At 48.0% G+C, this 25,585-nt stretch carries 29 protein-coding genes, 1 tRNA gene and 1 pseudogene; 18 read left to right on the plus strand and 13 right to left on the minus strand.

Annotated features, from left to right (window positions below; genetic code table 11):
- Together QW520_01565 and QW520_01570 are read left to right on the plus strand one after the other, a co-directional pair.
- The coding region (locus tag QW520_01565; protein ID MEM0448497.1) for a hypothetical protein at nucleotides 1-1,015 on the plus strand (1,015 nt) is incomplete at its 5' end.
- A 9-nt stretch (nucleotides 1,016-1,024) separates the two neighbouring features.
- On the plus strand, nucleotides 1,025-1,702 hold the full coding sequence (locus QW520_01570; GenBank protein ID MEM0448498.1) for an ATPase domain-containing protein: 678 nt from the start codon (nucleotides 1,025-1,027) through the stop codon (nucleotides 1,700-1,702).
- Between the two features lies 1 nt (nucleotide 1,703).
- On the opposite strand, the gene QW520_01575 is transcribed toward QW520_01570, so the two are convergent.
- The 8 genes and pseudogenes from QW520_01575 to rnhB form a co-directional block, all read right to left on the minus strand.
- Entirely contained in the window at nucleotides 1,704-1,925 is a 222-nt protein-coding gene (locus QW520_01575; protein ID MEM0448499.1) for a hypothetical protein, read from the minus strand.
- 41 nt (nucleotides 1,926-1,966) lie between these two features.
- Nucleotides 1,967-2,278, minus strand: a complete 312-nt coding sequence (locus tag QW520_01580) for a heterodisulfide reductase-related iron-sulfur binding cluster (GenBank protein ID MEM0448500.1) — start codon at nucleotides 2,276-2,278, stop codon at nucleotides 1,967-1,969.
- Between the two features lie 126 nt (nucleotides 2,279-2,404).
- Nucleotides 2,405-2,980 (minus strand): annotated as a pseudogene (locus QW520_01585) (heterodisulfide reductase-related iron-sulfur binding cluster).
- A gap of 16 nt (nucleotides 2,981-2,996) precedes the next feature.
- Nucleotides 2,997-4,274, minus strand: coding sequence for a hypothetical protein (locus QW520_01590; protein MEM0448501.1), 1,278 nt, complete (start codon nucleotides 4,272-4,274; stop codon nucleotides 2,997-2,999).
- A complete protein-coding gene (gene glpA, locus QW520_01595; GenBank protein ID MEM0448502.1) occupies nucleotides 4,271-5,845 on the minus strand; it encodes an anaerobic glycerol-3-phosphate dehydrogenase subunit GlpA in 1,575 nt (524 codons plus the stop codon). The genes QW520_01590 and glpA overlap by 4 nt, the downstream gene beginning before the upstream one ends.
- Before the next feature lie 124 nt (nucleotides 5,846-5,969).
- A tRNA-Met gene (locus QW520_01600) sits at nucleotides 5,970-6,047 on the minus strand.
- Between the two features lie 484 nt (nucleotides 6,048-6,531).
- Entirely contained in the window at nucleotides 6,532-6,873 is a 342-nt protein-coding gene (locus QW520_01605; protein MEM0448503.1) for an SCP2 sterol-binding domain-containing protein, read from the minus strand.
- Nucleotides 6,874-6,876: 3 nt separating this feature from the next.
- Nucleotides 6,877-7,524 carry a ribonuclease HII gene (gene rnhB, locus QW520_01610; GenBank protein MEM0448504.1) on the minus strand — a complete coding sequence of 216 codons (648 nt, stop codon included), beginning with the start codon at nucleotides 7,522-7,524 and terminating at the stop codon, nucleotides 6,877-6,879.
- A 222-nt stretch (nucleotides 7,525-7,746) separates the two neighbouring features.
- On the opposite strand from rnhB, the gene QW520_01615 reads away from it, so the two are divergent.
- From QW520_01615 to QW520_01645, 7 genes are all read left to right on the plus strand, one after another.
- On the plus strand, nucleotides 7,747-8,850 hold the full coding sequence (locus QW520_01615) for a DUF362 domain-containing protein (GenBank protein MEM0448505.1): 1,104 nt from the start codon (nucleotides 7,747-7,749) through the stop codon (nucleotides 8,848-8,850).
- A 93-nt stretch (nucleotides 8,851-8,943) separates the two neighbouring features.
- The gene (mptA, locus tag QW520_01620) at nucleotides 8,944-9,864 is read left to right on the plus strand and encodes a GTP cyclohydrolase MptA (GenBank protein MEM0448506.1); all 921 of its coding nucleotides are present in this window, start codon (nucleotides 8,944-8,946) and stop codon (nucleotides 9,862-9,864) included.
- Nucleotides 9,855-10,532, plus strand: a complete 678-nt coding sequence (locus tag QW520_01625) for a phosphoglycolate phosphatase (protein ID MEM0448507.1) — start codon at nucleotides 9,855-9,857, stop codon at nucleotides 10,530-10,532. Before mptA ends, QW520_01625 begins: the two co-directional genes overlap by 10 nt.
- A 126-nt stretch (nucleotides 10,533-10,658) precedes the next feature.
- On the plus strand, nucleotides 10,659-11,777 hold the full coding sequence (locus QW520_01630; protein MEM0448508.1) for a hypothetical protein: 1,119 nt from the start codon (nucleotides 10,659-10,661) through the stop codon (nucleotides 11,775-11,777).
- A gap of 68 nt (nucleotides 11,778-11,845) precedes the next feature.
- On the plus strand, nucleotides 11,846-12,043 hold the full coding sequence (locus QW520_01635; GenBank protein ID MEM0448509.1) for a hypothetical protein: 198 nt from the start codon (nucleotides 11,846-11,848) through the stop codon (nucleotides 12,041-12,043).
- 7 nt (nucleotides 12,044-12,050) lie between these two features.
- The gene (locus tag QW520_01640) at nucleotides 12,051-12,944 is read left to right on the plus strand and encodes a hypothetical protein (GenBank protein MEM0448510.1); all 894 of its coding nucleotides are present in this window, start codon (nucleotides 12,051-12,053) and stop codon (nucleotides 12,942-12,944) included.
- 83 nt (nucleotides 12,945-13,027) lie between these two features.
- Entirely contained in the window at nucleotides 13,028-13,783 is a 756-nt protein-coding gene (locus tag QW520_01645) for an RIO1 family regulatory kinase/ATPase (GenBank protein ID MEM0448511.1), read from the plus strand.
- Nucleotides 13,784-13,803: 20 nt separating this feature from the next.
- Here QW520_01645 and QW520_01650 read toward each other — a convergent pair whose 3' ends face one another.
- Nucleotides 13,804-13,977, minus strand: a complete 174-nt coding sequence (locus tag QW520_01650; protein MEM0448512.1) for a hypothetical protein — start codon at nucleotides 13,975-13,977, stop codon at nucleotides 13,804-13,806.
- A 171-nt stretch (nucleotides 13,978-14,148) separates the two neighbouring features.
- Between QW520_01650 and QW520_01655 the strand changes: the two genes are divergently transcribed.
- Both QW520_01655 and QW520_01660 read left to right on the plus strand, forming a co-directional pair.
- Nucleotides 14,149-14,478 carry a Rieske (2Fe-2S) protein gene (locus QW520_01655; protein MEM0448513.1) on the plus strand — a complete coding sequence of 110 codons (330 nt, stop codon included), beginning with the start codon at nucleotides 14,149-14,151 and terminating at the stop codon, nucleotides 14,476-14,478.
- Between the two features lie 45 nt (nucleotides 14,479-14,523).
- Nucleotides 14,524-14,709: a hypothetical protein gene (locus QW520_01660; GenBank protein ID MEM0448514.1), complete on the plus strand. Its 186-nt coding sequence runs from the start codon at nucleotides 14,524-14,526 to the stop codon at nucleotides 14,707-14,709.
- A gap of 6 nt (nucleotides 14,710-14,715) precedes the next feature.
- Here QW520_01660 and QW520_01665 read toward each other — a convergent pair whose 3' ends face one another.
- Nucleotides 14,716-15,207 carry a tetratricopeptide repeat protein gene (locus QW520_01665; GenBank protein MEM0448515.1) on the minus strand — a complete coding sequence of 164 codons (492 nt, stop codon included), beginning with the start codon at nucleotides 15,205-15,207 and terminating at the stop codon, nucleotides 14,716-14,718.
- Nucleotides 15,208-15,535: 328 nt separating this feature from the next.
- Between QW520_01665 and QW520_01670 the strand changes: the two genes are divergently transcribed.
- The 3 genes from QW520_01670 to gatB are packed head-to-tail and all read left to right on the plus strand — an operon-like array spanning nucleotide 15,536 to nucleotide 18,494.
- A complete protein-coding gene (locus QW520_01670; protein ID MEM0448516.1) occupies nucleotides 15,536-15,808 on the plus strand; it encodes a hypothetical protein in 273 nt (90 codons plus the stop codon).
- A complete protein-coding gene (locus QW520_01675; GenBank protein ID MEM0448517.1) occupies nucleotides 15,805-17,142 on the plus strand; it encodes an amidase family protein in 1,338 nt (445 codons plus the stop codon). The genes QW520_01670 and QW520_01675 overlap by 4 nt, the downstream gene beginning before the upstream one ends.
- Nucleotides 17,061-18,494 (plus strand): Asp-tRNA(Asn)/Glu-tRNA(Gln) amidotransferase subunit GatB, encoded by a 1,434-nt coding sequence (gatB, locus tag QW520_01680; protein MEM0448518.1) that lies wholly within the window; start codon nucleotides 17,061-17,063, stop codon nucleotides 18,492-18,494. The genes QW520_01675 and gatB overlap by 82 nt, the downstream gene beginning before the upstream one ends.
- Here the strand turns inward: gatB and aspS are convergent, their stop codons facing one another.
- A complete protein-coding gene (gene aspS, locus QW520_01685; GenBank protein MEM0448519.1) occupies nucleotides 18,495-20,327 on the minus strand; it encodes an aspartate--tRNA ligase in 1,833 nt (610 codons plus the stop codon).
- A 203-nt stretch (nucleotides 20,328-20,530) separates the two neighbouring features.
- A complete protein-coding gene (locus QW520_01690; GenBank protein MEM0448520.1) occupies nucleotides 20,531-20,992 on the minus strand; it encodes an Lrp/AsnC family transcriptional regulator in 462 nt (153 codons plus the stop codon).
- A gap of 165 nt (nucleotides 20,993-21,157) precedes the next feature.
- On the opposite strand from QW520_01690, the gene QW520_01695 reads away from it, so the two are divergent.
- The 4 genes from QW520_01695 to QW520_01710 all read left to right on the plus strand — a co-directional run bounded on the left by QW520_01695 (nucleotide 21,158) and on the right by QW520_01710 (nucleotide 24,533).
- Nucleotides 21,158-22,378 (plus strand): DHHA1 domain-containing protein, encoded by a 1,221-nt coding sequence (locus tag QW520_01695; protein MEM0448521.1) that lies wholly within the window; start codon nucleotides 21,158-21,160, stop codon nucleotides 22,376-22,378.
- Between the two features lie 109 nt (nucleotides 22,379-22,487).
- Nucleotides 22,488-23,822: a glutamine synthetase family protein gene (locus QW520_01700; GenBank protein ID MEM0448522.1), complete on the plus strand. Its 1,335-nt coding sequence runs from the start codon at nucleotides 22,488-22,490 to the stop codon at nucleotides 23,820-23,822.
- A 99-nt stretch (nucleotides 23,823-23,921) separates the two neighbouring features.
- Nucleotides 23,922-24,290 (plus strand): nascent polypeptide-associated complex protein, encoded by a 369-nt coding sequence (locus QW520_01705; protein ID MEM0448523.1) that lies wholly within the window; start codon nucleotides 23,922-23,924, stop codon nucleotides 24,288-24,290.
- Between the two features lie 12 nt (nucleotides 24,291-24,302).
- Nucleotides 24,303-24,533, plus strand: a complete 231-nt coding sequence (locus tag QW520_01710; GenBank protein MEM0448524.1) for a HypC/HybG/HupF family hydrogenase formation chaperone — start codon at nucleotides 24,303-24,305, stop codon at nucleotides 24,531-24,533.
- Nucleotides 24,534-24,682: 149 nt separating this feature from the next.
- On the opposite strand, the gene QW520_01715 is transcribed toward QW520_01710, so the two are convergent.
- Nucleotides 24,683-25,582, minus strand: a complete 900-nt coding sequence (locus tag QW520_01715) for a thiamine pyrophosphate-dependent enzyme (GenBank protein ID MEM0448525.1) — start codon at nucleotides 25,580-25,582, stop codon at nucleotides 24,683-24,685.
- Nucleotides 25,583-25,585: the final 3 nt, after the last annotated feature.

Consider the following 25,585-nt stretch of genomic DNA (forward strand, 5'->3'; position numbering starts at 1 on the left):
CCTAGCTGAGAGAAACGGTCTGGGTTGCGTGAAGCTTTTGACCTCCATGCAGAAGGATCTTGTGGAAGGCTATGGTGCTAACGTGGTGTATGTCCTCGAGAGCCCCGAACCTATGCTAGATTACCTAGGCGATGGGGTCATAAAAGTAGCATTGAGCGAGCACCATGGTCGCAGGGTACGGGAGATGGAGATACTCAAATTGCGCGGGACGGAGATACAGCAGCCAAAGTACCTGTGTACCCTAAAAGGGGGAAAGCTGCGCTCTTTCAGCCACAATTGGGAGAGAGAGATCACACCCTCCCGAGCCTGGTCGCCCATCCCTGATCGAGAGGGTAAGCTCTCCACGGGCGTGAAAGACCTGGACAATCTGCTCATGGGCGGCTTGGAAAGAGGCACAGTGGCCATGGTGGAGTTAGGCAGCGGGGTCCCCATGTCCTTGGCAGGCACCTTGGAGCTGGCATTGGTGGCTAACTTCCTATCCCAAGGAAGAGGCGTAATTTGGATGCCCATGCGCAAGACGAGTGCCGATACCGCTTGCGGGCGACTAGCACCCATGGTGACCAAGGAGCGCATGGAGAGATTCCTGAGGATACCTGAAATGGCCAAGGGTATTGGCTCCTCCTATGGGCAATGCGTGATGCCCATCGAAGGGACGCATGCGGGCTCAGACTTGAAGTGGCAGAATGTTTCCTATTCTCTGCAGGGCGCAGCGCAACCTTACCTTTCACTTATCGGCTTTGATACTTTGGAATCCATCTACGGAACCGGAGTCATGGAACAGCTCATCGACCACTTAGCTGCAATGAGGAGGAATATGAGCGTGTTCGTTGGCCTCCTCTCACCTTCCAGCGCCAGCGCGCCTAGACTGGCGGATTTGGCTACGATATGTCTTAGGATCGAGCGCATAGGAGGTACAGTAGTGCTGTATGGGGAAGAGCCTTTCACTGAATGCAACGCCATGGCCCTTCAAGAACAGGATCTTGGGGGAAGTATATGCCTAACACCGATCGTCTGAGGTGATGAGTTGCTGCGCGCTTGCTTCCCAGATCATTGCTCTGTACTCCTAATCGGCAGCCCTGGTATAGGTCTGCTAGAGTTTAACGTCAGCCTGGTACAGAGCTACCTGGAGAAGGATGATGTGGTCATTTTTGTAGCGGTGGATACCTCCCCCGCGGATGTGCTTGAACTTATGAGCGCCTTCGGGATTCCCACCAAGGACGTCCTGGGGAAGAAGCTCTTCATCCTGGACTATCATTCCAGCATTCTAGGCGCGAGCGAGGAGCGCCAATCCACCTCTGGAGTGAAATTGATTTCAGACCTCGAAGCCATTATGTTCAACATAAGCTCCATATCACAAGAGACGAAGAAACGCACGCGAACTTTCTTCTATTCCCTTTCCACTTTGTTCCTCTACAATCAGCCCAACGTCGTCCTGAAGTTCTTCCAGATATCCAACGCGCGCATTCGTATGCATTATGGCTCCTCCATAGTCTCGGTGCATGAGGGTGTGCATGAGGAAAAGACGGTAAACCATCTCATGGCCATCGCCGACGGCGTAATTGAACTGCGTTTCGATGAGGAGCTCAACAAGATGCTGCGGGTGCGAAACATGCGTGGATATCCTACCTCCTCCCAATGGATACCTTTCGAAATAAAAGGTGCAGAGCAGCAAAGACCCGCCAACATATTGGAATGGGTATAAGTCAGCCTTCCTCGTCTTCTTCATAAACGCCATAGAGCGATTTGCGCAACTGCTCTTTGGCCTTCTCAGTGGCTCTAGAGTATAATTCGCATGTAAACTTCGGGGATACAACACGATCCTTTCTCATGCAGTAAATTAGTCGGCCCCCTATCACACCAACCTCTGGTCTCGAATCGCGATACAAGCACGTAAAGCATAACGGCTTCTTCCGTTCCTCGCTCACAAAAGGCCAAACTCGCTACCTATATATTTTGATTTTCCAGCCTACTTCAGATGCTCATTCAGGAATGGAACGAAATCCTTGACTTCTAAACCCCCTGCGCGTCTGATGTTTATCACGCAGAAGGGGCACGGCGCCACCAACACCTCGGCCTTAGCCTCCAGTGCCGACATAACCTTGGCTTTAGCTAACGTCAACGATACCTCGGGATGCCCTGCTAGCACTCCTCCCCCTCCCCCGCAACATCGGTCGGGCTCCTCCATTTCAACTAGTCTCACCCCAGGAAGATTTTGCACAATCTCTGTGGCATAATCCATCACATGAGGACCGAGCGTGCGTTTTAAATGGCAAGGCATGTGCAGAGCGACCCTAACTTTCTTCTTTGAAGGGGCGTATGGCAACCTATTGGCACCCACTGATTCATAAAGCAGCTCTATGGTATGCAGCGCCTGCAACCCATACTTTCGATGGAAGTGCGTAGCGCAGCCAGGACATGATGTCACCAGTGTTTCGAAACGGTCGAATGCTTTCAAGTTCTCCTCACGCAACAGGAGCAGCCTTTCCTCATCCCCCACCTTCTCTAAGGGGGCGCCGCAGCAGGACCATCTCTCAGGAACGTGGAAGGAGAGACTTACCTTCTTCAATACAGTGGCGGTGCTTAGGGCGATATCAGGGAGCCTGCTTTCTGAAATACAGCCTGGAAAGTAAAGCAAGTCCGCTTTAGCTGGCTCGAAAGCTGGGAGTTTTTGCGACGGGGTCACGGATCGGCGATGAGAGTCTATGTTTCGCAGTATACGCCCATGCCCTTCCAATAACCATTCAGGCGAGAAAAGAGTGCTCCTGATGCTTAAAATGCGCTCGGTCAAAGGGATATTCGCTGGACACACCTCAGTGCAGCGATAGCAAGCGGTGCACTTGTAGACATTGTCGCGAACAGAGGCCAAATCCTGAGGAAAGCGCAATGCCTCTACGGCTAGACCCCTTGGTCCTGAGAAACGGGAGAGCCCTTCCCAAGCCACCACGGGACAGGCTATTTGGCAGCTTCCGCATTTAATGCAGCTGTTATCTGACGTCTCAGCTCACCTCCCCAGCGTATTTAGCTGCCACCCAAGCGGTCAGCAGTTCCCCTCCCAAGCCCACACCGGTCGGGAAAGAGAAGCTCGCTAAAGCCGCTCCTGCGCCAAATGCGTTCTCAAACGGCTTTCCGTCCTTGTCGATGAGGCGCATCTCATTCGTGACTAAGTACCCACTCTCCACCACCGAGCGCATGAAAGTATCGTATCCCGTTTGCTCAGGCAAGGATTGGATCTCTCCGAATCGGCCCACCTTAAATATCGAGAACGGATCTATGACCTCTTGTCCTCGAAGAATTAAGCCCCCACCCACCAGATTCCCCGTGGCCAGAATCATGGAGTTGAAGCTCACTCTTTGAGTCCTAGTGGGTGTTTCTATCCTCGCCGCAACAATGCGAGCACCCTCCACTTGTAGGCGGGTTACCACGCGATCGCAGAAAAGGCGGCAGCCATGATTTATGGCACTGCGTACTAGCGCCTGCTGTAGGCGCTGCCCAGGCAAGGAAAGAGGGGTGACGAGCTCGAAGACATTCCTGCCTGTCCTGGCACACAATGCTGACATGCCTCGGTGCAGATGATGCAGGTCGAATAGCGGAGGTATGGCCACGTTATCCTCCGATAAATCAGAAATGATGGAGGAGATTTCCTCTTGGGCTTCAAGGGAGCGCATAGCCATCGATGCCTCTGAGCAGGTCATATCGCCTGACCTGCCTGCAAGACGTAACCTCCTTTGGTGGGCCCGGACCCTTATGTCTTCGAGCCTGCTCTCGCACATGAGCGCTACCAATCTAGAATCCAGATCCCTAAATCCTTCCAGCCCGAGGAGAGCCATCCTCTGACCCTGCATCCGATCCAAACGCCCCGAAGCGGTAAAATAAGGCGCGATAGAGCATGAATAGATATTTCCAGCGTTGGTTAGCATGTCGAAGAAATTAAAGGCGTCGTCGGTCATCTCAAGCCCTTGATCAGAAAGAGACCTGAGGAAGAACCTACTTACCTCAGGAAGGATCTCTTCTAAGGATAATGATCCGCGTTCTATAATGTCATTAAAGGGGTGGACCGAAAGGGCTAACGCCCCAAGGTCAATCCTATTCCGCTCTTGCCTCAATATGTCCTTACGAACGTATGATATGCAACCGGTGGACAAGGATGTGGCCGTCGTCCCTCTCCCGACTACCAGGACGTTATTGTCTTTAGCTAGTGCTGAAGCGGCCAGCAGTCCAGAGGCGCCGTGGCCAACCACAAGGATGTCGGTATGCATGGGCTTCAATTCTTTCATGCTGTTCCTTCCCTTACTATAAGGTGATAGGTCCCGGTCAGGAGATACCTCTTCATCACCTCTTGACGTAGCTGTTCCCCTTCCAGGACTGGGAACAAACCTTTCCATCTCTCAGAAAGGAAGTCCTCCAGCAACATCTTGGGGTCCTGTTCCATCCTTCTGGCCAAGGCAGACACCATTCTTAGGGCGCACATACCTCCTTGACAGTATCCCATGCCTGCCCGGGTTCGGCGCATCAGATCGCTTAAAGTTCTGACGTCAGGGTGTGATGCGAAATATTCCAGCTCCCCTTGCAGGACCTGCTCGCAAGAACAGGCTACCTCAATACCTTGGGGTCGCTTGAGGCAAAATTCCCCTACTTTTTTACCAGATGGCCCATACTTTCTGAGTAATCGGCGCCTATAGATTTCCAATACACCCTCCAAATGTGGTTCTCCTTCATCTGAACAGATGGGTTCTGTTCTAGTATGACATGACGATCTCTTTCCTATAGCCCTGCATACTAGATCGCTTACACGTTCCGCCATGAGGCGATAGGTGGTGAGCTTTCCTCCTACCACACTCATCATGTTCTCTACCCCTTTCTCCGAGTGGTCGATTATGCGATAACCTCTTTCTGACTTCCTTCCAGAAGGATAAAGAAGGGGCCTGATCCCTGAATAAGCCCTAATAGCTCTTGCCTCAGACACCTTAGGTATCATCAGTGAGGCTTCTTTAATGAGTAGCTGCACCTCAGCACGGGTGGCGGATACTGACATGGGATGTTCCAGCGGAATGGATGTAGTTCCAATGATGGTCGAAGAATGGTTGGGAACCAAGATGTCTCCGTCGGAAGGGGGGCGAAGGCGGTTTACAATACTGTTAGTTAACCGGCCATCTAGCACCACCATCGAGCCCTTATCTGCTCCCAGTCTCAATTCCAGACCAACCATGGCCGCTACCTCTCCAGCCCATGGCCCCGCAGCGTTGACCACCAATTCGGGTTTAACTCTAGAGCTTTCTCCTGTGAAAGCATCTCGAAAGATGATCTCTTCCACGCTCTGCCCCTTGACCCGCATCGATGTGACGATTTTGTAATTGAGTGTCTCAGCCCCTGCCTGGCGCGCCGAGTCCAGATTGCTTAGCGTGAGGGAGAAGGGATCGATCGAAGCGTCTTCGACTGCATATGCTGCCACGATGTCATTTGAAATCCATGGCGCTTTAGCTTTGGTCTCCTGGGGCGTCAAATGCTCACAGGGCACGTTTGTAACTCGGCATGCCTTTTCGAATGCCGATGCGAACCTCTGATCATCCGCCGGGAGAGAGACAAAGATGCCTCCGCATTCTTCTATGCAAAAGGAGGCCACCCTTTTCAGGATCTTGTTCTCCTCAGCGCATTCCTTGGCAGATATGGGATCTGTCACCGCGTACCGAGCACCGCTGTGCAGCATGCCGTGATTCGCTCCAGATGCGCCGCTGCAAAAATCCCCGCGCTCCAACAACAGCACTTCCACGCCACGTAGCGCCAAGTCTCGGGCAATGCCTGCACCAGTGACACCTCCGCCGATTACGAGGACCTCAACCCTAGCCAAATGACGTTCCCCTCAGTTGTTAGCTGCGGATTTTCCTTGACCTTCTGCAAATAGATTAGCTTTTCGAAAAACTAGAACGGCATCAACAGCCTTTCTCCTCCTCTATATTCACTGTTGAAAAGAATGGTAGCGGGGGGTCGATTTGAACGACCGATCTCCGGGTTATGAGCCCGACGGGATGTCCTGGCTACCCCACCCCGCTCTTGTGGAGAACTCCTAACAGAGAATTCCTTTTTAAACCTTTGGTATGTCAACCCTATTCTCCTTTCTTCGGACCTGGGGTTTTCTTATCTAACGTATTTACGGAGCTGTAGGGTAAGGATCGAACGATTAGAATGATTATTTTAATTAATTATCTTAGCGAGGCGAGAGAATCCCTAGATGCGTTTTGTTTGAGTTAGACGTGCAAGCTGCTATTCCCCTCTTGAAACGTGCATTTAAAAAGGTGATAAACCTAAGGCTAAAGACTAAATTTTAGAAGCAAATAGATCTGAAATTGTTTACACTTCCTTTTCTTGATTGAACTCTTCAGGTAACAGTCAACTTCGTTTTGCATTAAAATTCAGTGAGCTTTATGATTATGTCATATTCATTAATTACATTTTTAAACTAAATTTGAAGTGAGCTCTTCACCGTTGGTCTAAGACATTCTCAAAGCGAAAAGTTGAGAAAGTTTAAGCCAGGCGCTAGAAAAATTTTCTCAGTTTCAGCACATCGTCGATAGAGCCTTTCACCTTAATCTTCTTCAACGCCCAGGCCTTCATTATCTTCATTTCACCTTTGAAGAGCTTCGTGACTGTATCAGGATCTGAAATGATGGTGATATCTGGCTCAGATATTATTCCCTCGTTCAAACTATTTACTTTTCCCGACTCTAGAGTGAAATAATAGAACTCACAACCCAAGTCCAGTTGTACTTTCTTCGTTAAGCTGGAGGTCTCTCGACTAAGCTCTGGATCCTTAGCCACCCTCTCATTGAATCGATCGATAGTCTGCTGTAGAATAGGCCTGCAAACCTGATCCGCCATTCATTACCACTCCCATTCGGTCAGCTTCGCGTTCTTTGAGACTGATAGCCGGCTCCGAACCGTCTCCCAGCTCCTCCGCGTGTGGGGCGGTACATCCCGCTTTTCCTTTATCCATTTTTCCAAGAATGCTATACTTTTTTCGTCGTGTGAATAGCCGCTTCCAATCTCCGTACCAAGTTCTTGTTCTATCTCTCTCATTCTCCGATCGCGTAAGGTCTTCGCGATGATGGATGCCGCAGAGACTACGGGATACTTTTCATCCGCCTTATGCTCACAGATTAAAACGGGTTTATAGGGGAGTAAGGATTCGATGTTGCGGGCAAAGCGTCGTGGGTCGACGTCGCAAGCATCAGCGAACACGTGCTCTGCTTTGAGCTCGGAGATTAAACTAGCGAATTCCTTTACCTCTATTTGGTTTAGGTCTTCTCTTACCATCAATCGGTCCAAGACATCGGCTTCTATTATCCTTACCCTAACCTGGGAAGAGGTAAAGATCTCTTCGGCCAATCGTTCCCTTCGAGCAGGCGATAGCTGCTTTGAATCCCGAACTTTCATGGCCTTTAGAGTAACGTCATCTGGCACCATAACAGCAGCTATCACCAACGGCCCAATGAAAGGCCCCCTACCCGCCTCATCCACGCCGCAGATCATCTGACCACAATCTCAATTGATGTGCCTTAGCCTGAGACAAAATTTATTTTCTTTTACCATCAGCGGAACCTGAATGAGGTTTATTCATAATATTTATTGTAATGCCAACCGAAAAAAATGTCAGGAAAAAACCGCGAGGCAGAAATATAAACACATTTTTTTGTTTGTGGTCGGCCGGTGGTTCGCAAGCTTGATTTACATATAACCCTTAGTATCAAATCGATGTCAGACGTCTATTTCTCCGATTTGCGGGCCGACAGGGAATCACGCAATGTTCCGCATAAGATTGCCAAACTGTTCAAGGCTGCAGGAATCGATAAGACATTCAATAAAGGAGATCTGGTAGCAATTAAAACTCATTTTGGGGAGCCAGGAAGCCATACTTTCTTGCGACCTCAGTTCTGCGCCAAGGTGGTCGACCTCGTCGCAAAAAAAGGTGGCAGGCCTTTCCTAACTGATGCCAACACTCTCTACAGGGGAGGTAGGGCGGACGCTGTGGACCACCTTAATTCAGCGGCGAGACACGGATTTTTCCCTCCTGTGATCAACGCCCCGATAATAATCGCTGATGGCCTAATTGGAAAGGACCAAAAGGAGATTAGAGTTGATCTTAAACACTGTAAAACTGTTAAAGTTGGTAGCGTGGCCGTTTACGCTGATTCCATAATATGCGTTACTCATGTCAAGGGTCACATCGCGACCGGCTTCGGGGGAGCCTTGAAGAACTTAGGAATGGGTTTCGGTTCGCGGGCCGGGAAGCTGGAAATGCATAGTGAAATACATCCTAAGGTTAAGACCTCAAAATGCAGAGGATGTGGTCGTTGCGCAAGGAGCTGTCCCGCAGGCGCCATCGCTGTTAAGAAAGTCGCTAGGATAGATAAGAATAGATGCATAGGTTGCGGTGAATGCTTCATCACATGTCTCAATGATGCTATTGAAGCTGGAAAGGATTGCAGTAATGAGAAGACCATGGAGAAGATAGTGGAGTACTGTTATGGCATAATGATGTCGAAAAGGGACAAGATAGGTTTCATATCGTTCGTTATGGACTTCACTCCCTTGTGCGACTGCCCCTCATGGAGTGACCTTCCCATAATCCCCGACGTTGGCATCCTAGCTTCTAGAGACATCGTAGCCATAGATCAAGCAGCAGCGGATCTTGTGAACGCTCAAGCGGGAATCCCTGGGAGTTGCTTGGAAGAAGAGCATTTGCCGCCGGGTAAGGATAAAATCAAAGCTTTAAAAGGAATAGATTGGACGGTGCAGTTGAGTTATGCGGAGAAGCTTGGATTAGGCTCAAGGAGCTATAACCTAATTCGGATTTGACTATATTGATTACCAAAATCTTATAGGCTACCAAAAATGTGGTTATTGGATTAGTGTTTAAGAACCAGCGATAAATCTGCTCATGGTGATAGAATCTCCCTTTCAGACGTTCAAAGCCGGCGTCTTCTGAACGGTTTCAAATTGACGCGCGTAGGCGTGACCGAAGTACGAAAGCAGGTGACCGTTCAAAGATCTGGGGCAGCCTGTTGCCTGAATTGCGTCCTGGATGTATTCGTAGACCTTCCTTCGAATCTCAGGGGATCACATCTTTCAAGAAACCTTGAAGTCATAGAGGAAGTGCTGGCGTCGAGCGCGGAAGAACCTGTACCCGGCCTAGAGATCCTTGCCGCCAATATTTGTCGCGGTCTCTTAGAAAAGCATAGTTACGCATCATATGCTGAAGTGACTGTGAATGCGGACTACTTCTTAGACCGAAAGAATCCCAGCGGCAGGCTGACTAGAGAGATGTACAAATTAGTAGCGAAGGCCAGCTCTAAAAGAGGGAATGGGCTCAAGAAGATGATAGGAGCCCAGGCCATAGGCATGACAGCTTGCCCCTGCGCCATGGAGACCGTGAGGGAACAAGTAGGGGATAAGATACGGTTGGATGGTCGATTTCCTACCATCTCGCATAACCAAAGGAATGTATCTACCCTGATGGTCGAGGTGCCTGAGCAGTGTGATGTGGAAGCTAACGACCTAATAGAGATACTCGAGGAATCCTTTTCATCGCCTACGTATGAGATATTGAAACGCTCGGACGAAGCTTTCGTGGTAATAAAAGCTCATTCCAACCCAAAGTTCGTTGAAGATGTGGTCCGAGATATCCTGACCAAGGTATTGAAAAGGTATTCTGATTTACCTGACGACGTAATAGTCACAGCCAGAAGCGAGAGCCTGGAATCCATCCATAAGCACAACGCTTTCGCCGAACGCGTGACCACGTTAGGGGAGCTTAGGGGGCGCTCAACTCGAGAGGCGAGTGAACTTGAGAACCGGAGCGGATGCTCCTGATTAAGGCCGCGGCCTTTGATGTTGACGGGACCCTCACCGATGGCAGGAAGTGGATACAACCTCAAGCGATAGAGGCTTTGCGCAAAGTGCAGGCAAATGGATACCATGTCATGATCGCCAGTGGTAATGTCCTTCCCGTCGTGTTCGGTCTGGCTTCCTTCATCGGTGTGAAGGGACCCCTAATCGCTGAGAATGGAGGTATAGTATACTATAAGGAAAAGGTATACAAACTTCAAAACGGCACCATCCCCTTGCAGGCCTGGGAGTATTTGAAGCAGAGGATGCCTGAGGCAGAGAGACTCTTTACCGACCATTGGAGAGAAACTGAAGTAGCTTTGAAGCGGTCCTGCGATGTGGAAAAAGTTAAGAAAATCCTTCAAGACTGGCCAATAGAAGTGGAAGTAACAGGCTTCGCCATACATATCATGGAGCCAGGGCACAGTAAGCTCAACGGCGTGCGCAAGGGTTGCGAGCTGTTGGGGATAGATTTGGAAAACGTAGTAGCATTTGGCGATTCGGACAATGATGTGCGTATGCTCAGAGGTGTGGGATTTGGAGTCGCAGTAGCCAACGCCTCACTCATGGCCAAGCAGGCAGCTGACTTGGTGACGGAAGCAGAGCATGCTGACGGTGTAATCGAAGGTCTTCGCAAGCTAGGCATGTTATAGGGAGAGAAGTTGCTAACAAAGAGAATTTTCATAATCCTTCAGAACCGATTGCCCGATAATGCAATCGTATATAGCCAGTAACACCGATGCTACCCTCTCGAAACGAGCTGCAAGGAGAATCATAGCGTGGTTAGAGTAGCAGGAATATGCAGGGATTTGAACTGGCCAGATGGTGTGAAAGGCGAGGTCATTGAGGCTATCGAATACGAGCAACGAATTTTAGAAAGAGTCAATCGCCACGGTCGTGGCCTTACCTTTGGCTATTTAATAGCCTTTTTCCTACTCATATTAGCTGCCGCTTTGATCCTAACCATACCAGGAGGTGTCCTGGCATGGTTCATAGCTGCCTTCATCTTGTATTCATTCAATTTCATAATACTTTTCCTTCCTACGACAAAGAAAGGGCCGCGCGACGAGTCATGCAGAAGGGTAATCGGCTGGGACTCGCTTCGTCCAGTGTTCTTCTTGCTACGCCACAGGCCACGTCTAGCCATTGAAGTGGGAATTACCATATTCCTTGGAGGAATGGTTCCCCTCGCTGTGAGCTTCTTTATACTCTTCGGCACCGGCGTTTTCATGGCACTATATTTTATTTTTTTCCAAGGCGCCATGGATACGAGTCTTGGCTGGATAGTCATCTTTCAAGCTAGCATAATCGTACTGTTCTTCATGGTAGTGGTCCTAGCCGAGCCTCAATCACAGGGATTCACGCGGATTGCGCGCGCTTTTAAGGCCAGGTATGATATAGCCAGAGAAAGGGGGTTGATTTCCCAGTCGGCCATACTTGTAGCGGCAGGTCTAGTGGCAGTAGGCATAGGTCTCCTTTTCACGGGAGCGATTCTTCTCACAGGCTCCGTGCTCGGTCGTGTGATCGCCGTTGGCTCCACTATGGGCCTCAATATTTCCTTCATAATCCTCATACTCGTCATCCAAGTGGTGATAATGAGGCATTTCCAAGTGGTATTCAGCCGGCGTATGGCCAAGGCTCTATTGGAGTTAAGGCTTGAAGTCCTGCGCAGCGAGGTCCTCGAACCACTCAATAAAATAGTGACACAGGCCAAATACACGGCTGAATCGGCTTTCGACAAGAGAGAGCTGGAGCGCATCAAGTCCCTTTTCTTTAATGTCGTCCTTTATGAGGTCTTTGAGCTCAATTTCTTCGGATATTCACCAGTATTCGTAATCGGCCCTAATGTGAAATATATCATTGACGAGAGGGTATTACCCTATCTGGGCAAAAGTTGATTCGAACGCTACGTAAGGTGATTTGAAAAGGATAATATGGGATTCATAAGATGGAGAGAGGATTGCATATGGACCAAAAGATGCAGGCATCCTCGATTATAAAGATGATTGGAGGAGATGGAGAGCAGGCGGAGAAGATAGTGGAGGAATTGGATCGCTTCTTTGAGCGCTTGAATGCAGAAGTAGAGGATTGGAAGATATCAATGGAAGAGTTCAAAGATGGGACTCGGATTTATGCCAGAGTGCAGATTTTAATCAAGAAGTAGGTGAAAAATGAAAGAAGACAAAAGAGCCAAAGAGAGGGATGATGTCTGCTCTCATCCCTTGCTATGTGCAGAAGATTGGAAGGACCCTCCTGGCGCCAAAGTATTGGGGGAATACCACAAAGACGGAGGTGATGTCGATGAGGCCCTCATCGAGGCAGACCTGGATGCGTTTGAGCGCTATTGGCACAGAAAACAGGGCATCAACTTCTCCAGTCAATATCATAAAGAAGGGGCTCCTTATCTAGAAGAGCCTTATGGATGGGAAGGGCATGGCCCCCGACCGAAGGCCTCAATTAAGGAAGCAAATGAGTCAAAGCCTGCAAAAATCATGACCCATGAGGTCGGGGCGAATGAAAAAAGAAATTATGATATAGCCCGAGTTACGAACGCCCAGATAAATATAGCATCAGAGTCGAAAGCACATGATGAAAAGAGTTTAAATGATAAGGGTCCAGTCCTTGAGCAAAAGAGCAAGGAGGAAAAAAGGAGCAAGAACATACCCCTCAAGGACGTTCTTGACTTGAACACTCTCGAGGTGCTTTCCTATTGGATGTTCCGATTGGCCTTTGGCAAGCATCTGCATATACCGATTAGAAAGGAGGGATTGGCCGACCTGGACATCCAAGTGAATAACAGAGATATTACTATTAACACCAACCAACTCTACTTCGCCTTCCCCGAACTCGTAGTCTGGCATATCACATACTCTCACAAGGGTCGTCCCATAATCGAGTTGGGCAGAGGTGTGAAGAACGGCATCAAGGTGCATAGGCTGAACGCCCTGCGATTGGGGCTCGAGATTTGGCTCGGAGCACGTAAATCCAATCTTGATAAAAGCGTGACCGACATCAAGACAAATAGGGATAGATTGGATTTGGAGGATAAGGGGGACATAACCTGACAAACAAGAATGATAGTGAGCAGGAACATCTTCATGAGCACCGAGAATACTTCCGCGATGTCATAAGAACCCTGCACCGCATTATGGCCAAAGAGTACGGCCTGAGCAAAGTTTCAGTGCGGCCTTTAGGAGTTGGTGGGTCTCGTCTTTCCATACCCGTGCGAATAACGGGATTTGATTCTAACGGCAACCTTCACAAATTGTTTGGCAAGATCCTTGGCGGCGCCGATATCCTTACGGCACGCACCATTCAAATCGCAAAGAACCTTTACCTGGAAGTCAACGCTCTAGATCCGCTCTTTGGCTTCCCTCTGGACGCAGCGAGCATGGCCAAGCATCAATTCCAGACCATGAAGGCCATCTATGAGCTAGGAATTCCTACGGCCAAGCCTTACGGCTATCATCAATTGAATGACGCCATGTACGTTGTGATCTACGAATATCTTGATGCCAAACCGGTTACCGAAGTCGGTGCCATGAGCCTGGAACAGATGGATATGGTGTTCGGATACCTAAGAAAGATGCACGATAATGACTTATTTCATGGTGATATAAAACCGGATAATGTAATGGTAAATGATCATCTCTACATCCTCGATGTAGGGCATTATCTAGAAGAGGCCCCTTCCTCCCTGAAGAGATCTTACGATCTCGCATGCCAAATAGCTTCATTCCTACAATTCCAGGAGGCGAGGGATATAGTGAAGGTGGCGAGGAAGCATTACTCCGCGGAAGATCTCAGATTGGCTTCTGAATATCTTGAACTGATACAGAAGAGACCTGATATTAATTTGAGTGAGGATAAGAAAAGGGAATTGCTGCGACTCATGAGCGATTAGGCTTGCCGCAGCCAACGAAATCATTTGCTTTTGCTTTTAATAAGCGCTACAGCATGTATTTCCACCCTAAGGCCTTCTTTGGATTCCTCCACTGAAAATTTCCAGGTCTCCAAATTAGCCTTCAAGTCCTTCAGCATCTCCTTAAATTCCTTACTCTTCTCGCTGATCTCGGCTGCAATATCCTCATTCGCCATCCATCAACCACCTTTTTTTAGGATTCCATGACCTCTCCTTCTTAAAAACCCTTGCCAATCATCCTGCGCTCGAGACGAAGGCTTGACCTGCATTCTTATGGTTCTTTCTTTCTGTGAAATGGTAAGTTTGATGAGTTAAGCGCGTCAATCTTTCATCGAGGGGGGGTATGAATGAAGCATAAGCTCTCAGTGGGCAAGATTGATAGCATAAGAGAAGGAGATATGAGAATGATTCGAGCAGGAGGGAAGGAAATCCTGGTGGTCAAGGTCGATGGGAAATTTTTCGCCATAGACGGTTGGTGCTCACATATGCGCGCGCCTTTGGACAGAGGACAATTAGTGGATCATGCCATTAGATGCAGAGTTCATGGAGCGGTTTTCGACCTGCAGACGGGAAAGGTTCTCATGAATGCGCAAGCGAAGGATCTGCGCACCTATCCAATATTGCTTGAAAACGGAGATGCTTTCGTAATCTATGAGGAAAATGAATCAACTCTTTGATGGGCAAGATTTTTTGACCCCGTCTAGAAATGAGAGGTTGATTGCATGGAGATATTAGGCCCCTGCATGATATGTAGTGCGCCTGCGAGGTTCACCTGCACCATATGCGGAAGATTGGTCTGCGCGGACCATTACTATCCCAAAGCAGGGATGTGCTCGCACTGCATTCCTATAGAAGATAGGAAAAATAGGCATAGGAATGAGCAGGATGGACTATGGCCAAGAAGATGAGAGCAATTAGAGCAATTTTTTTGCCCTCTCTTCATCAAGGCCTATGGATTTCAATGCATATCTCAGGGCTTTTTTGGCGATCATTCCGCGAGTATTGTCATCAAGATATTGCTCCATGACGATAGGCGCCTTGCGACTGTACTCCACCGCGAACTCTGAATAATAATATGGAGCGTTCTCGGCATCGAGTTCAGCCGCTTTGTTATATGCCGCTTCTGCTTCATTCAAGCGCCCGACATCCACGCAAAAGGCACCCATGGACGAATAATAGAAAGGGTTCTTAGGATCGAGCTCGATGGCTTTGTTATATAACGCCAGGATTTCTTCTACACTAACCTTAGGAACCACTACAGCCGCTTCAGCCTTGAGATAATAGGCTTCGGCATTCTTGGGATCGGCTTTGATCGCTTTATCGAATTTCTGAAGCGCCTGCTGGTATTCACCCTGGCTCATGAGTTGCTGTCCCTGCTGAATCAACTTCTCAGCATCGTCCATCATCGCACCGCCCCAATGTAAGTGGGAGCGCCTCATAAACATTTTCATCCAAATCTTATGATGTGAATTTGGGGAAAAGCTGGTAGAACTGTCTGATTCTCAGTTTGAAATCTTAATTTGTCATTGAGGGGGGAGCCATTGTTTTTCCATTCTTATTTCACTGGCAATAATAGATTCTTTTTAAATTCTCGTTGCCCGTTCTTTCCTTTCAGACTCATTCCTTCCCGCATCAGTTGTTGGTTTTTACTCTAACCCCCTCAAATCACCAATTGTTTTATACCCAGTTTTCACAATCATCCATCGCTCCATTTCTGATGAAGGACGTGATCGCTTGGAAATCGAGACGGTGCGCAGGGTTGCCAAGATTGCAAGGCTCCATCTTTCTTCGTCTGAAGAAGAGGCTTTGGCCCAAGAGCTGGAAGAAGTTCTAGCCTACCTATCCTTATTAGACGAAGCACCCCCCATGGAGACACATGAATTCAATCCTGTGAGAATAGCTAACATTATGCGAGAAGATGAACCAATACAGAATCCACGTGCTCTAGAGATTCGTGACTCCATGGACACTTACGAGGATTTAGTAAGGGGGCCGAGGTTGTCATGAGCCATTCAATGAGCCTTAGCGAGCTCCAAGCCTTAAATCAGAGATATCAGGCATTCACTGAGCTCTCGAATGATTTTACATGTCTGCAGGATCTATCAAATAGGACACATTTCTCCGCCAAGGACAACCTATGCGCTCTAGGCTTTCAGGCCCGAGCCGGCTCAAAGATATTAGAAGGATATAGACCGCCTTTCGACGCCACCGCTGTACGTCGGATGAAAGAAGAAGGGGCGATTCTAATCGGCAAGACCAACATGGACGAGTTCGGTTTTGGAACCTTTTCTACCAATTCTGCCTATGGAATACCTCGTAACCCTTTCGATGAAAGTAGATCCTGTGGTGGAAGCAGCGGTGGAGCAGCGGCAGCCGCTTGCTTATTACCTGGACACGTTTCTTTGGGGGTATCAACAGGAGGTTCGATATCATGTCCCGCATGCTTCTGTGGGGTTATTGGTCTCACCCCAACGTATGGTAGAGTGTCAAGGTATGGCCTTATCGATTACGCCAACTCCCTAGATAAGATAGGGCTTTTAGTGCGCGAAGCGGCGTCTTTGCAAAGATGGCTCCCAGTGATATCTGGCCGCGATTCCAATGATCCTACTTCTTGCGCACAGCCACCATTGACCCTATCAGGTCGTGGCATCGAAAGTGTTGCCATTCCTCGAGAGGCTCTTAACCATCTTGATCCAGATGTGCATAGAACGTTCAATAAGGCACTGGCCTCATTGATAGGAGAGCATGGAATCAGGATAGAGGAGGTATCCATGCCCTCTCTTAGATACGCCCTCTCTGCTTATTATGTGCTGGCTACTTCTGAGGCTTCCACCAATCTCGCGCGTTACTGCGGCATGCGATTTGGTGTGAGGAATCCGGATATCACAAAGCATTTCAACGAATTCTTCGCAGAGACGCGCAGCGCATACTTCGGCACCGAAGCCAAGAGAAGGATACTTCTAGGCACTTATGCCCGTATGGTCGGTTTCCGAGAGAGATATTACATGAAAGCTTTGGCCGTCCGCCAATTAATAATATCAGAATATCAAAGAATCTTTCATGATTTCGATGCTGTCCTTACCCCGACCATGCCGTTTTTGGCACCAAAATTAGATGATGTTAAAAAGATGCGTCCGCTAGAGGTATACCAAGCTGATTTCCTTACAGTACCTCCCAATCTAGCTGGATTGCCCCATATCTCCCTACCATGTGGTTATATTCAAAGTCTTCCTGTGGGCATGCAACTGGTGGCTCCCCATTGGGAAGAGAGGGTGTTGCTCGATGCGGCAAGAAAATGGACTTCCACCTTCACTTTAAAATTCCCGGAGGTGAGCTTTTGAGGATTGGGCTTGAGGTACATGTTCAATTGCCCACACGCTCCAAGCTATTCTGTCCTTGCCCTACGAACGCATTAGAGCCGAATTCCTCCATCTGCCCTACCTGCCTTGGATTCCCAGGATCAAGACCAGTCCTAAATCGCAAAGCTTTGGAGATGGCGGTAAGCATTGCTCGCTTTTTACAATGCAGAATCTCACCTCAAGTTTGGTTCTCCAGAAAGACCTATTTCTATCCTGATCTCCCAAAGCATTTCCAAATAACTCAATATGACTCTCCCATCGGGACGGATGGCCTATTCCCCGTGGAAGGTAAAAATATAGGTATATGGCGCGTTCATTTGGAGGAGGATCCAGGAAGAATCAAACGTGTAGGTAAAGCGGGGGAGGAGGTGTCCCTAATTGATTACAACAGATCTGGGATACCTTTGGTGGAAATAGTCACTGCTCCAGATCTATCATCTCCGGACGAGGCTCGGAGGTTTTTGGCCGAATTGATGGTAGAGCTGAAGCACATGATTGGAACAAGTGGTGATGATGAGCAGAGCATTCGCGCTGATGCTAATATCTCTGTAGGCGAAGAAAGGGTGGAAATAAAAAATATACAAGGATTGAGGAACCTAGAGAGGGCTCTTAGATTCGAAGCTGGCCGACAGCAGAAGTTGCTTGAGGCGGGAATGAAGGTGATGCGCGAAACCAGGCGTTACGATGAGGAAAGGAAGGTCACCGTTTCTGCCAGAGAGAAAGAGTTCGAGGAAGATTATGGCTATATCGGAGAACCAGACCTTGGGGTATATGATTTGACTTCTCTCTTAAACGCACTTCCTGAGGTGGAGACACCTTTGCGTAGGGCTCAGCGTATTTCCACTGTTTACATGGTCGATTATGATAAGGCGAGGCAAATGGTATTGACTTCCATGGCCTTGGCTGACCTCTTTGAGGAGATGGCGAAAAGGGTACATCCTGAGATGGCAATGAATTGGACATTGGGACCGATCTCGAATTCCTGGCCGCAGATTCTGCCTCGCATCAATGAGCAGGTAACGAGGGATATAATGGAAACCGTTAAGTTGGTCGCGGATAGGAGCATCACCGATTCTGAGGGCAGAAGGAGAATCGCGGCCATTGCTGCTGGCGAGTGCCCTGAAGATATCTCCTGTGCAATACAGGATGAGGTCCTAGAATCCTTTATATCAGATTATTTAGATAAACACCCGCAGATAATAAAAGACTATTCCTCGAATCCAAAGGCAGCAAACGCCGTCATAGGTCATGTGATGAAGCTGGCTAAAGGAAAATACAGCTCCCAAGAAATCGTCGATGCCGTGGTGAAGGAAATAAACAAAAGGAAGGGATGATCACTTCTCCTCCTTGCTTTCCTCCGCGATGCTGATAAGCATCAGCTCTTGAAGCTTGGCCGGATCAACCCTGGTGGGAGAGCCGTCCACTAGGGACACGAACTTTTTGTTCTTGGGAAATGCTATAACTTCCCTGATGCTCTCACAGCCTAACAATATTGATACCAATCTGTCCATACCAAGCGCGATGCCTCCGTGAGGAGGGGCACCGAATTCTAAAGCCTCGAGGAAGAATCCGAACTCCTTTTCTATGGTCTCATCGCTCATGCCTAACTTCCTGAATATCTTCCTTTGGACCTTAGCATCATGAATCCGTATGCTTCCTGAGCCAATTTCATTTCCATCCAAGACCAGATCATATGACAACCCTTTGATCTGAGTTGCGTCCTCTGAGTCCAGGATATCGCCTAGCGAGGGCCTCACAAAGGGATGGTGAAAGGCTGAGAGCTTGCCCGTAACAGGATCAGCTTGGAACAAAGGACAGTCCACGATCCATACGAATTGGTGCCCCTTACCCTCTAAAAGACCCTGATCCTTGGCGAGCTTCATCCTCAAGGCTCCTCCCGCTTTGAGTGTCTGCAATCGAGGACCAGCGAGGAAAAGCAGCAGGTCGCCTATTTCCGCTCCCATCCTTTCCTGGAGTTTTTCCTTCACACCTTCAGGGAAGTATTTAACGATGTTCGATTCCAGGCCATTTTGTGTACAGCGCATCCAGGTAAGTCCACCCATTCCCTGTGACTTGGCCCATTCGATGAGACGATCCACTTCTTTCCTGCCTAGATTTTGCAACTCTACGTCCTTCTCGCGTATGCAAGAGGATTTTAGATTTAGGCAAATCACTGTTGTCCCTTTCTTAGACAAGACCTTCTTGAAGATGTCATAATCGGAATCACGGACTATGTCCGTGACCTCCACTAGCTCAAGACCGAATCTGATGTCAGGAGCGTCCGTCCCGAATCGGGCCATTGCTTCCTTGTAAGGTAGGCGAGGGAAAGGCGTGGCAAGCTCCTCGTCATAAATCGTCTTCCAAACACTCTTGAGTACTGCTTCCACCACCTGAAAAACATCCTCCTGCTCGATGAACGACATCTCGATGTCCATCTGTGTAAATTCCGGTTGGCGGTCAGCCCTCGAGTCTTCATCACGGAAGCAGCGCGCAAATTGGAAGTAGCGCTCTACACCCCCTACCATTAACATCTGCTTGAACAATTGCGGGCTCTGTGGCAGTGCATAGAAATGTCCAGGCTTGATTCTTGAGGGTACGAGAAAGTCTCTAGCTCCTTCAGCTGTTGACCGCGTGAGCATAGGCGTTTCGACTTCCATGAAGCCAAGTGAAACGAGAGCTGCTCTTGCAGCAGCGAAAAGTTGGGCCCGGAATTTCAGATTCGAGATCATTTGCGGTCTTCTCAGGTCAAGATAGCGGTATCGTATACGCAGATCTTCATTGGGAAGGAGTGAATTCTTCTGCTCTGCCACCTCGAACGGTAAAGGTTTGGAGGTGTTCAAGATCTCAGCATCCTCTATGAGCACTTCCACAGTACCAGTGGGATTTCGCGGATCCTCTGTCCCCGGAACCCTCTCTCTAATAAGGCCAGTTACTTTCAGCACATATTCTCGACCCACGTCCCTAAGCAACTCCGAAAGGCGCTGCTTATCCACTTGTGGTCCTAGAGCCTCAGGATCCATAACCAGCTGGCTTATGCCATGGCAATCCGCCAGGTCGAAGAACATAACGCCTCCGTGATCGCGACGGAATCTTACCCAACCTGCTAATGTGACCCTCTTTCCGAGGTCCTCTAGTCTAATCTCACCACAATGATGCGTACGCAACATCTCTCCAGGCCTCTAGAACTGATGTCGGGCGTGAATGACAGGCTTATTATAAACACTTTCCTAATGAGGTTGTTGACGTTTTCTCACTAAGAGAGGTTCTGTGCGCATACGGTATCATAATGTCATCATAATCGCACCAAATACTGCAAAATCTTAAATGGTTAACTCTTGAATCGACATTGTGCATCACATTAACCCTAGTTCTACTCGAAGGTTGGCATGAATTGAAAAGGATCTTTTATCATGTTTAAAACAACGTAAGTGTTGGTTTTCTTTACTCCCTTTATCTGCAGCATGGATTTGATGACTGCGCTGAACTCCTCGCGATTCTTGCAAGCCACCCACGCAATAGAATCGCATTCCCCAGTAACATCGAAAACAGCCACCACATCCTTGAGCGATTTTATTCTTTGCTGAATATCCAAGAGGTCGCCTTCCACATATATATGAACGATAGCCATGAATTCGTACCCCAGTTTTAAATAATCCACATGGGCACGATAGCCATGAATTATTCCTGATTCCTCCAGGCTCTTTACTCTCTGGATTAAAGTCGTGGGATGAATATTAAGGCGCTTGGCTATTTGCCTGTAGGAGCCTTGGCTCGAGGTGCATAATTCCTTGATTATGCGCTTGTCTAATTCGTCAAGGTCTTTACTGGACATCGCAATACTCTTCCTTTTGGCTGCGCCTGAGAATGCCGCTATGTATATTTGTCTGTTTTCCTAAAGTACTCTCGTTACATTTGTCGATTTTATGGTCCTTCTATTAAAAATTCAGTCAGTGAGAAATCAATCTATTCTTAGGACATTTTTAAGAATCGAATACATATGAGCATCGATATGACACGTCTGCTCTATGAAGTGGATCCATATTTGAAAACTTTCGATGCCATAGTTACAACTGTTCGGGGAGAATGGTTATCCTTGGACAGGACTGCTTTCTTCCCAGGAGGAGGAGGCCAGGATGCTGATACAGGATGGTTGGCTGGCCTTGAGGTAAAATCTGTGAAGATGGAAGGAGGAGAGGTCTTTCATCATGTTCCTGGACATGCATTAAGGCCGGGGGCTAGGGTGGATTGCCAAATAGATTGGGAGCGTAGGCTTGATTTGATGAGGGGACACACTGGTGAACATCTTCTCTACTCCATTTTGAGCAAGATTCATCCTGAGATCGAATTGGTGAAGATATCCATAACACCATCTAAAAAAAGTCTCATAGTCAAGGGAGACCTTAGCTGGCCGTTATTGTCAATGGCACAATCGGAAGCAAATGAGGCGATTGCTTCTCAACTTCCCGTTAGTGAGGTCTGGACTTCCAAAGATTCAGACCTATTGAAGCAGGTGCGCATTAAGGCTGATAAAATACATGGTGATAGAGTCAGGATAGTCAAGATAGGAGAAATCGATAAGGCAGCATGCGCAGGAATACATGTCCAGAATACCAGAGAGATAAAGATGATTGTCATCACAAGGCTGGTCTCGGCTAGACCCATGGGAGATTATGAAATACAATTCGAGGTGGGTCGAAAAGCGATAGATACAGCCCTTCGTCTTTCCTCTCTTGCTCTTCAGGCTTCTGAAGCTGCGGGTTCTCGACCAGATGATCTGATCAATGCTATAGCCAATCTCAAGAATGATGTGAGCGTAAAAAGTGCGCTGCTAAAAACCTATGCGAAAGCGGCCCTGGCTAATTTGATGCCTGAAAAGATAGAAGGTGCCCGAGTCTATTCCGGCGTATTCGAAGGTCTAGATAAGAAAACGCTAATAGATACGGTAAACAAGATCACAAATGAAGAACGAACAGCAGCCATTTTAGCCGCTTTGGACGATAAGTTGATGCTTATCGTGGCAACTAGCAATGACTTGGAGGTGGACAGCAGAAAGATTCTTGCAGAGGCCTTGGAACCTTTAGGTGGAAAAGGGGGAGGTAAGATGCATTTCGCCTCCGGTGGGGCTTCGGATCCAAGCAAGGGAACAATTGCAGTGAGGATGGCCAAAGAGGCGCTTAAAAAGGCTTTGAGCGAAGGAGATGGAAATAGCCATGATTAGCGATTTTACCTTTCAAAATGATAAAATGTCTAATCATCTGCCTTAAGACTCGACAGAAAGATATTTGTTCTAGCGATTTATAGCCATCCTTATGTCTCCAACGAGAACCATGAGTGAAGCCAAGGATGCAATTCTCAAAAAGGTAAAGGATGAAGATGTGCGTTTCATTGAAATGCAATTCTCAGACATTCTCGGCGTGGTAAAGAGCGTGTCCATACCCGTAACCAAGCTGGAACGCGCTATGGATGAGGGCGTGTTCATAGATGGATCCTCCATTCTGGGGTATGCCACGATAGAAGAGAGCGATATGCGCGCACAACCCATCCTTGAAACTTTCCAAATCTATCCCTGGACTTCCGATTCTCCGATGAAAACAGCGCGCTTCATGTGTAATATATATGATCATAGTGGTAACCGTTTCAAAGGTGACCCGAGATGGGTCCTAGAAAAAATGATAGACAAGGCCAAAGAAAAAGGTTGGACGTTTAACGTCGGCCCAGAATTCGAGTTCTTTCTTTTGAATATGGATGATAGGGGCAGTCCCATATTAGAGCCCGCCGATTCTGGTGGATATTTCGATCTGATGCCCTTGGACATCGGAGAGATGGTCCGGAAAGATATTGTACTGGCCTTCGACGCAATGCATTTTGACATGGAAGCTTCCCACCATGAGGTCGCACCTGGCCAATTAGAGGTGGATTTGCGCTATCAGAATGCGCTCACCATGGCGGACCGTATGATGACTCTAAAGTTCGGGGTGAAGACTATCGCGGCCAAATATGGGCTATACGCCACCTTCATGCCTAAACCGATTTTTGGGGTGAATGGATCCGGAATGCACGTTCACCAGAGTTTGGCCACGGTTGATGGGCGTAACGCCTTCGATGACCCTGATGGAAAATATGGACTCTCTGATGTGGCCATGAGATATCTTGGCGGTTTATTGCATCATTCCAAGGAAATTTGTGCCATCTTAGCATCATATGTCAATTCTTACAAGCGCCTAGTACCTGGATACGAGGCACCTTGCTATATATCTTGGGCGAATATGAACCGTTCAGCTTTGATAAGGGTCCCTGCTGGCAGAGGAGGAAGGACCAGAATAGAACTTCGTAATCCAGATCCAGCTGGGAATCCTTACCTGCAATTTGCCGCAATGCTCGCCGCCGGTCTAGATGGGATCGAAAAGAAGATATATCCTCCGGAACCAGTGGAAAAGGACATATATCATATGAGTAAGGAAGAGAGGAAACGCCTGGGTATCGAATCGCTTCCCGAGTCTCTGGGTCAAGCACTGGAAATATTCTCTGGCAGCAAGCTCATGAAAGAAGTCTTGGGGGACCATATCTTCTCGCATTTCCTACATATAAAGGGGAAAGAGTGGGATGATTATCGAACCTGGGTAACGGACTGGGAGCACAAGAAATACCTAAGAGTTCTCTAAACATCGTCGAACCCGCCTATTTCTTTTTTATTCTTTTCTAATTTTTACAAAGTTTTATGATAGACTTCTGAGTTCGTCATTGTCTGTATGATTCCAGGGATGAGGGGTGTGAACCCGCGCCAGGTCAAGCAAGCCATGAAGCGTATGGGCATTGAAACCGAGGAGTTGAAAGGAGTCACAGAGGTCATCATCCGTACCAAAGATGCGGAATATCGCATTCAAAATGCTGAGGTCACCATCATGAAGGTTCAGGGACAAAAAACCTTCCAGATAATCGGCGAGGAGAAGATGACTCCTCTCACCCAAAAACAGGAGACCAAGAGCGATGATAAGCAGAAGGTAGACATTCCTGAAGAAGATATCGAGTTGGTGATGTCACAAACTGGTGCATCAAGAGAGAAAGCTATCGCAGCCCTTAAAGCATGTGATGGACAGCCAGCGGAGGCCATAATTAAGCTTCTTTCCTGAGGTGGAAATCACATGTGCTTAGCAGTTCCAGGTAAAGTTGTGTCAATAAATGGCCAAAATGCGAGTGTTGATTTTGGAGGCGTGATAAGAGAGGCGAACATATCTTTGGTGGACACAAAAGTAGGAGATTATGTAGTAGTTCATGCTGGATTCGCTATTCAAGTAGTAGATGAAGAAGAAGCTCTAGAGACCCTAAAGCTATGGGAAGAGCTCATAGCCTCTCAAGAGGAATCCAACCAATAAACGACCGCCGGAGATAGATTTTGTTAAGAATAAAAAATAAATTAATTATTATTATTTAAATGAATAAAAATATCATGCGATGCACTATGATGCGGCATCTGAAATAGTGATAAAAAAAAGTGATGAATTCTAAAGAAAAAATTAAAAAGTTAGAGCTTGCAAAGCTTCAATAATTCCTCCCATTTGCGATCCACATTCTGCTGTATCTCCTCAGCTATGAAGCTCCATTTCTCTTTAGCGAGGTGGGAGAAGCGCCCTTGAGACTTCAGCCATTCAGAAACTGGTAGCTTAGGTTTCGAGCCTTCGGCGATTCGCAGGGATTCACCCGTCAGCCTCCATGTTCCCTTTTCAAATTCATAAAGGGGCCATATGCATGTCTCAACCGCTAATTTTGCCATGTCAATGGTCTTAGAGGAGTCATGCCTCCACCCTCTGGGACAAGGCGATATCACATTCAAAAAGGCTGGTCCGTTGGCCTCGAAACCTTTCGCCGCCTTCTCTATGAGGTCCTTATAATTATGAGGTGATGCCTGCGCTGCATAAGGTAGATCATGCGCGATAATGATCTTTGTCAGATCCTTGGGGAACTCCTTCTTGCCGGGAATGCAAGTCCCTGCCGGGCAAGTCGTGGTCTGAGCCCCTTTGCTTGTCGCTCCTGAACGCTGAATCCCCGTATTCATATAGGCCTCATTATTGAGACAGACATACAAGAAACGATGTCCTCGCTCTATAGCTCCAGAGAGTGCCTGAAAGCCAATATCATAAGTCGCTCCATCTCCTCCGAAGCTAACGAACCTTATGTCCTCTGTCACTTTTCCTCTTCTTTTTAAGGCTAAATATGCCGCCTCTACCCCAGAAATAGTTGATGCGGCGTTTTCGAAAGCGCTATGTATCCAAGGCACGTTCCAAGAGGTAAATGGATATATGCTAGAGGAGACTTCGAAGCAGCCAGTTGCATTCGACACCACAACCGGCTTCTCAGTGGCCATAAGGACTTGCCGAGCTATGATCGGTTCAGCGCATCCGGCACATAGCCTGTGACCCTCCACATA

This window comes from Methanomassiliicoccales archaeon, from assembly GCA_038740345.1.
Taxonomy (GTDB): domain Archaea; phylum Thermoplasmatota; class Thermoplasmata; order Methanomassiliicoccales; family UBA472; genus JAJRAN01.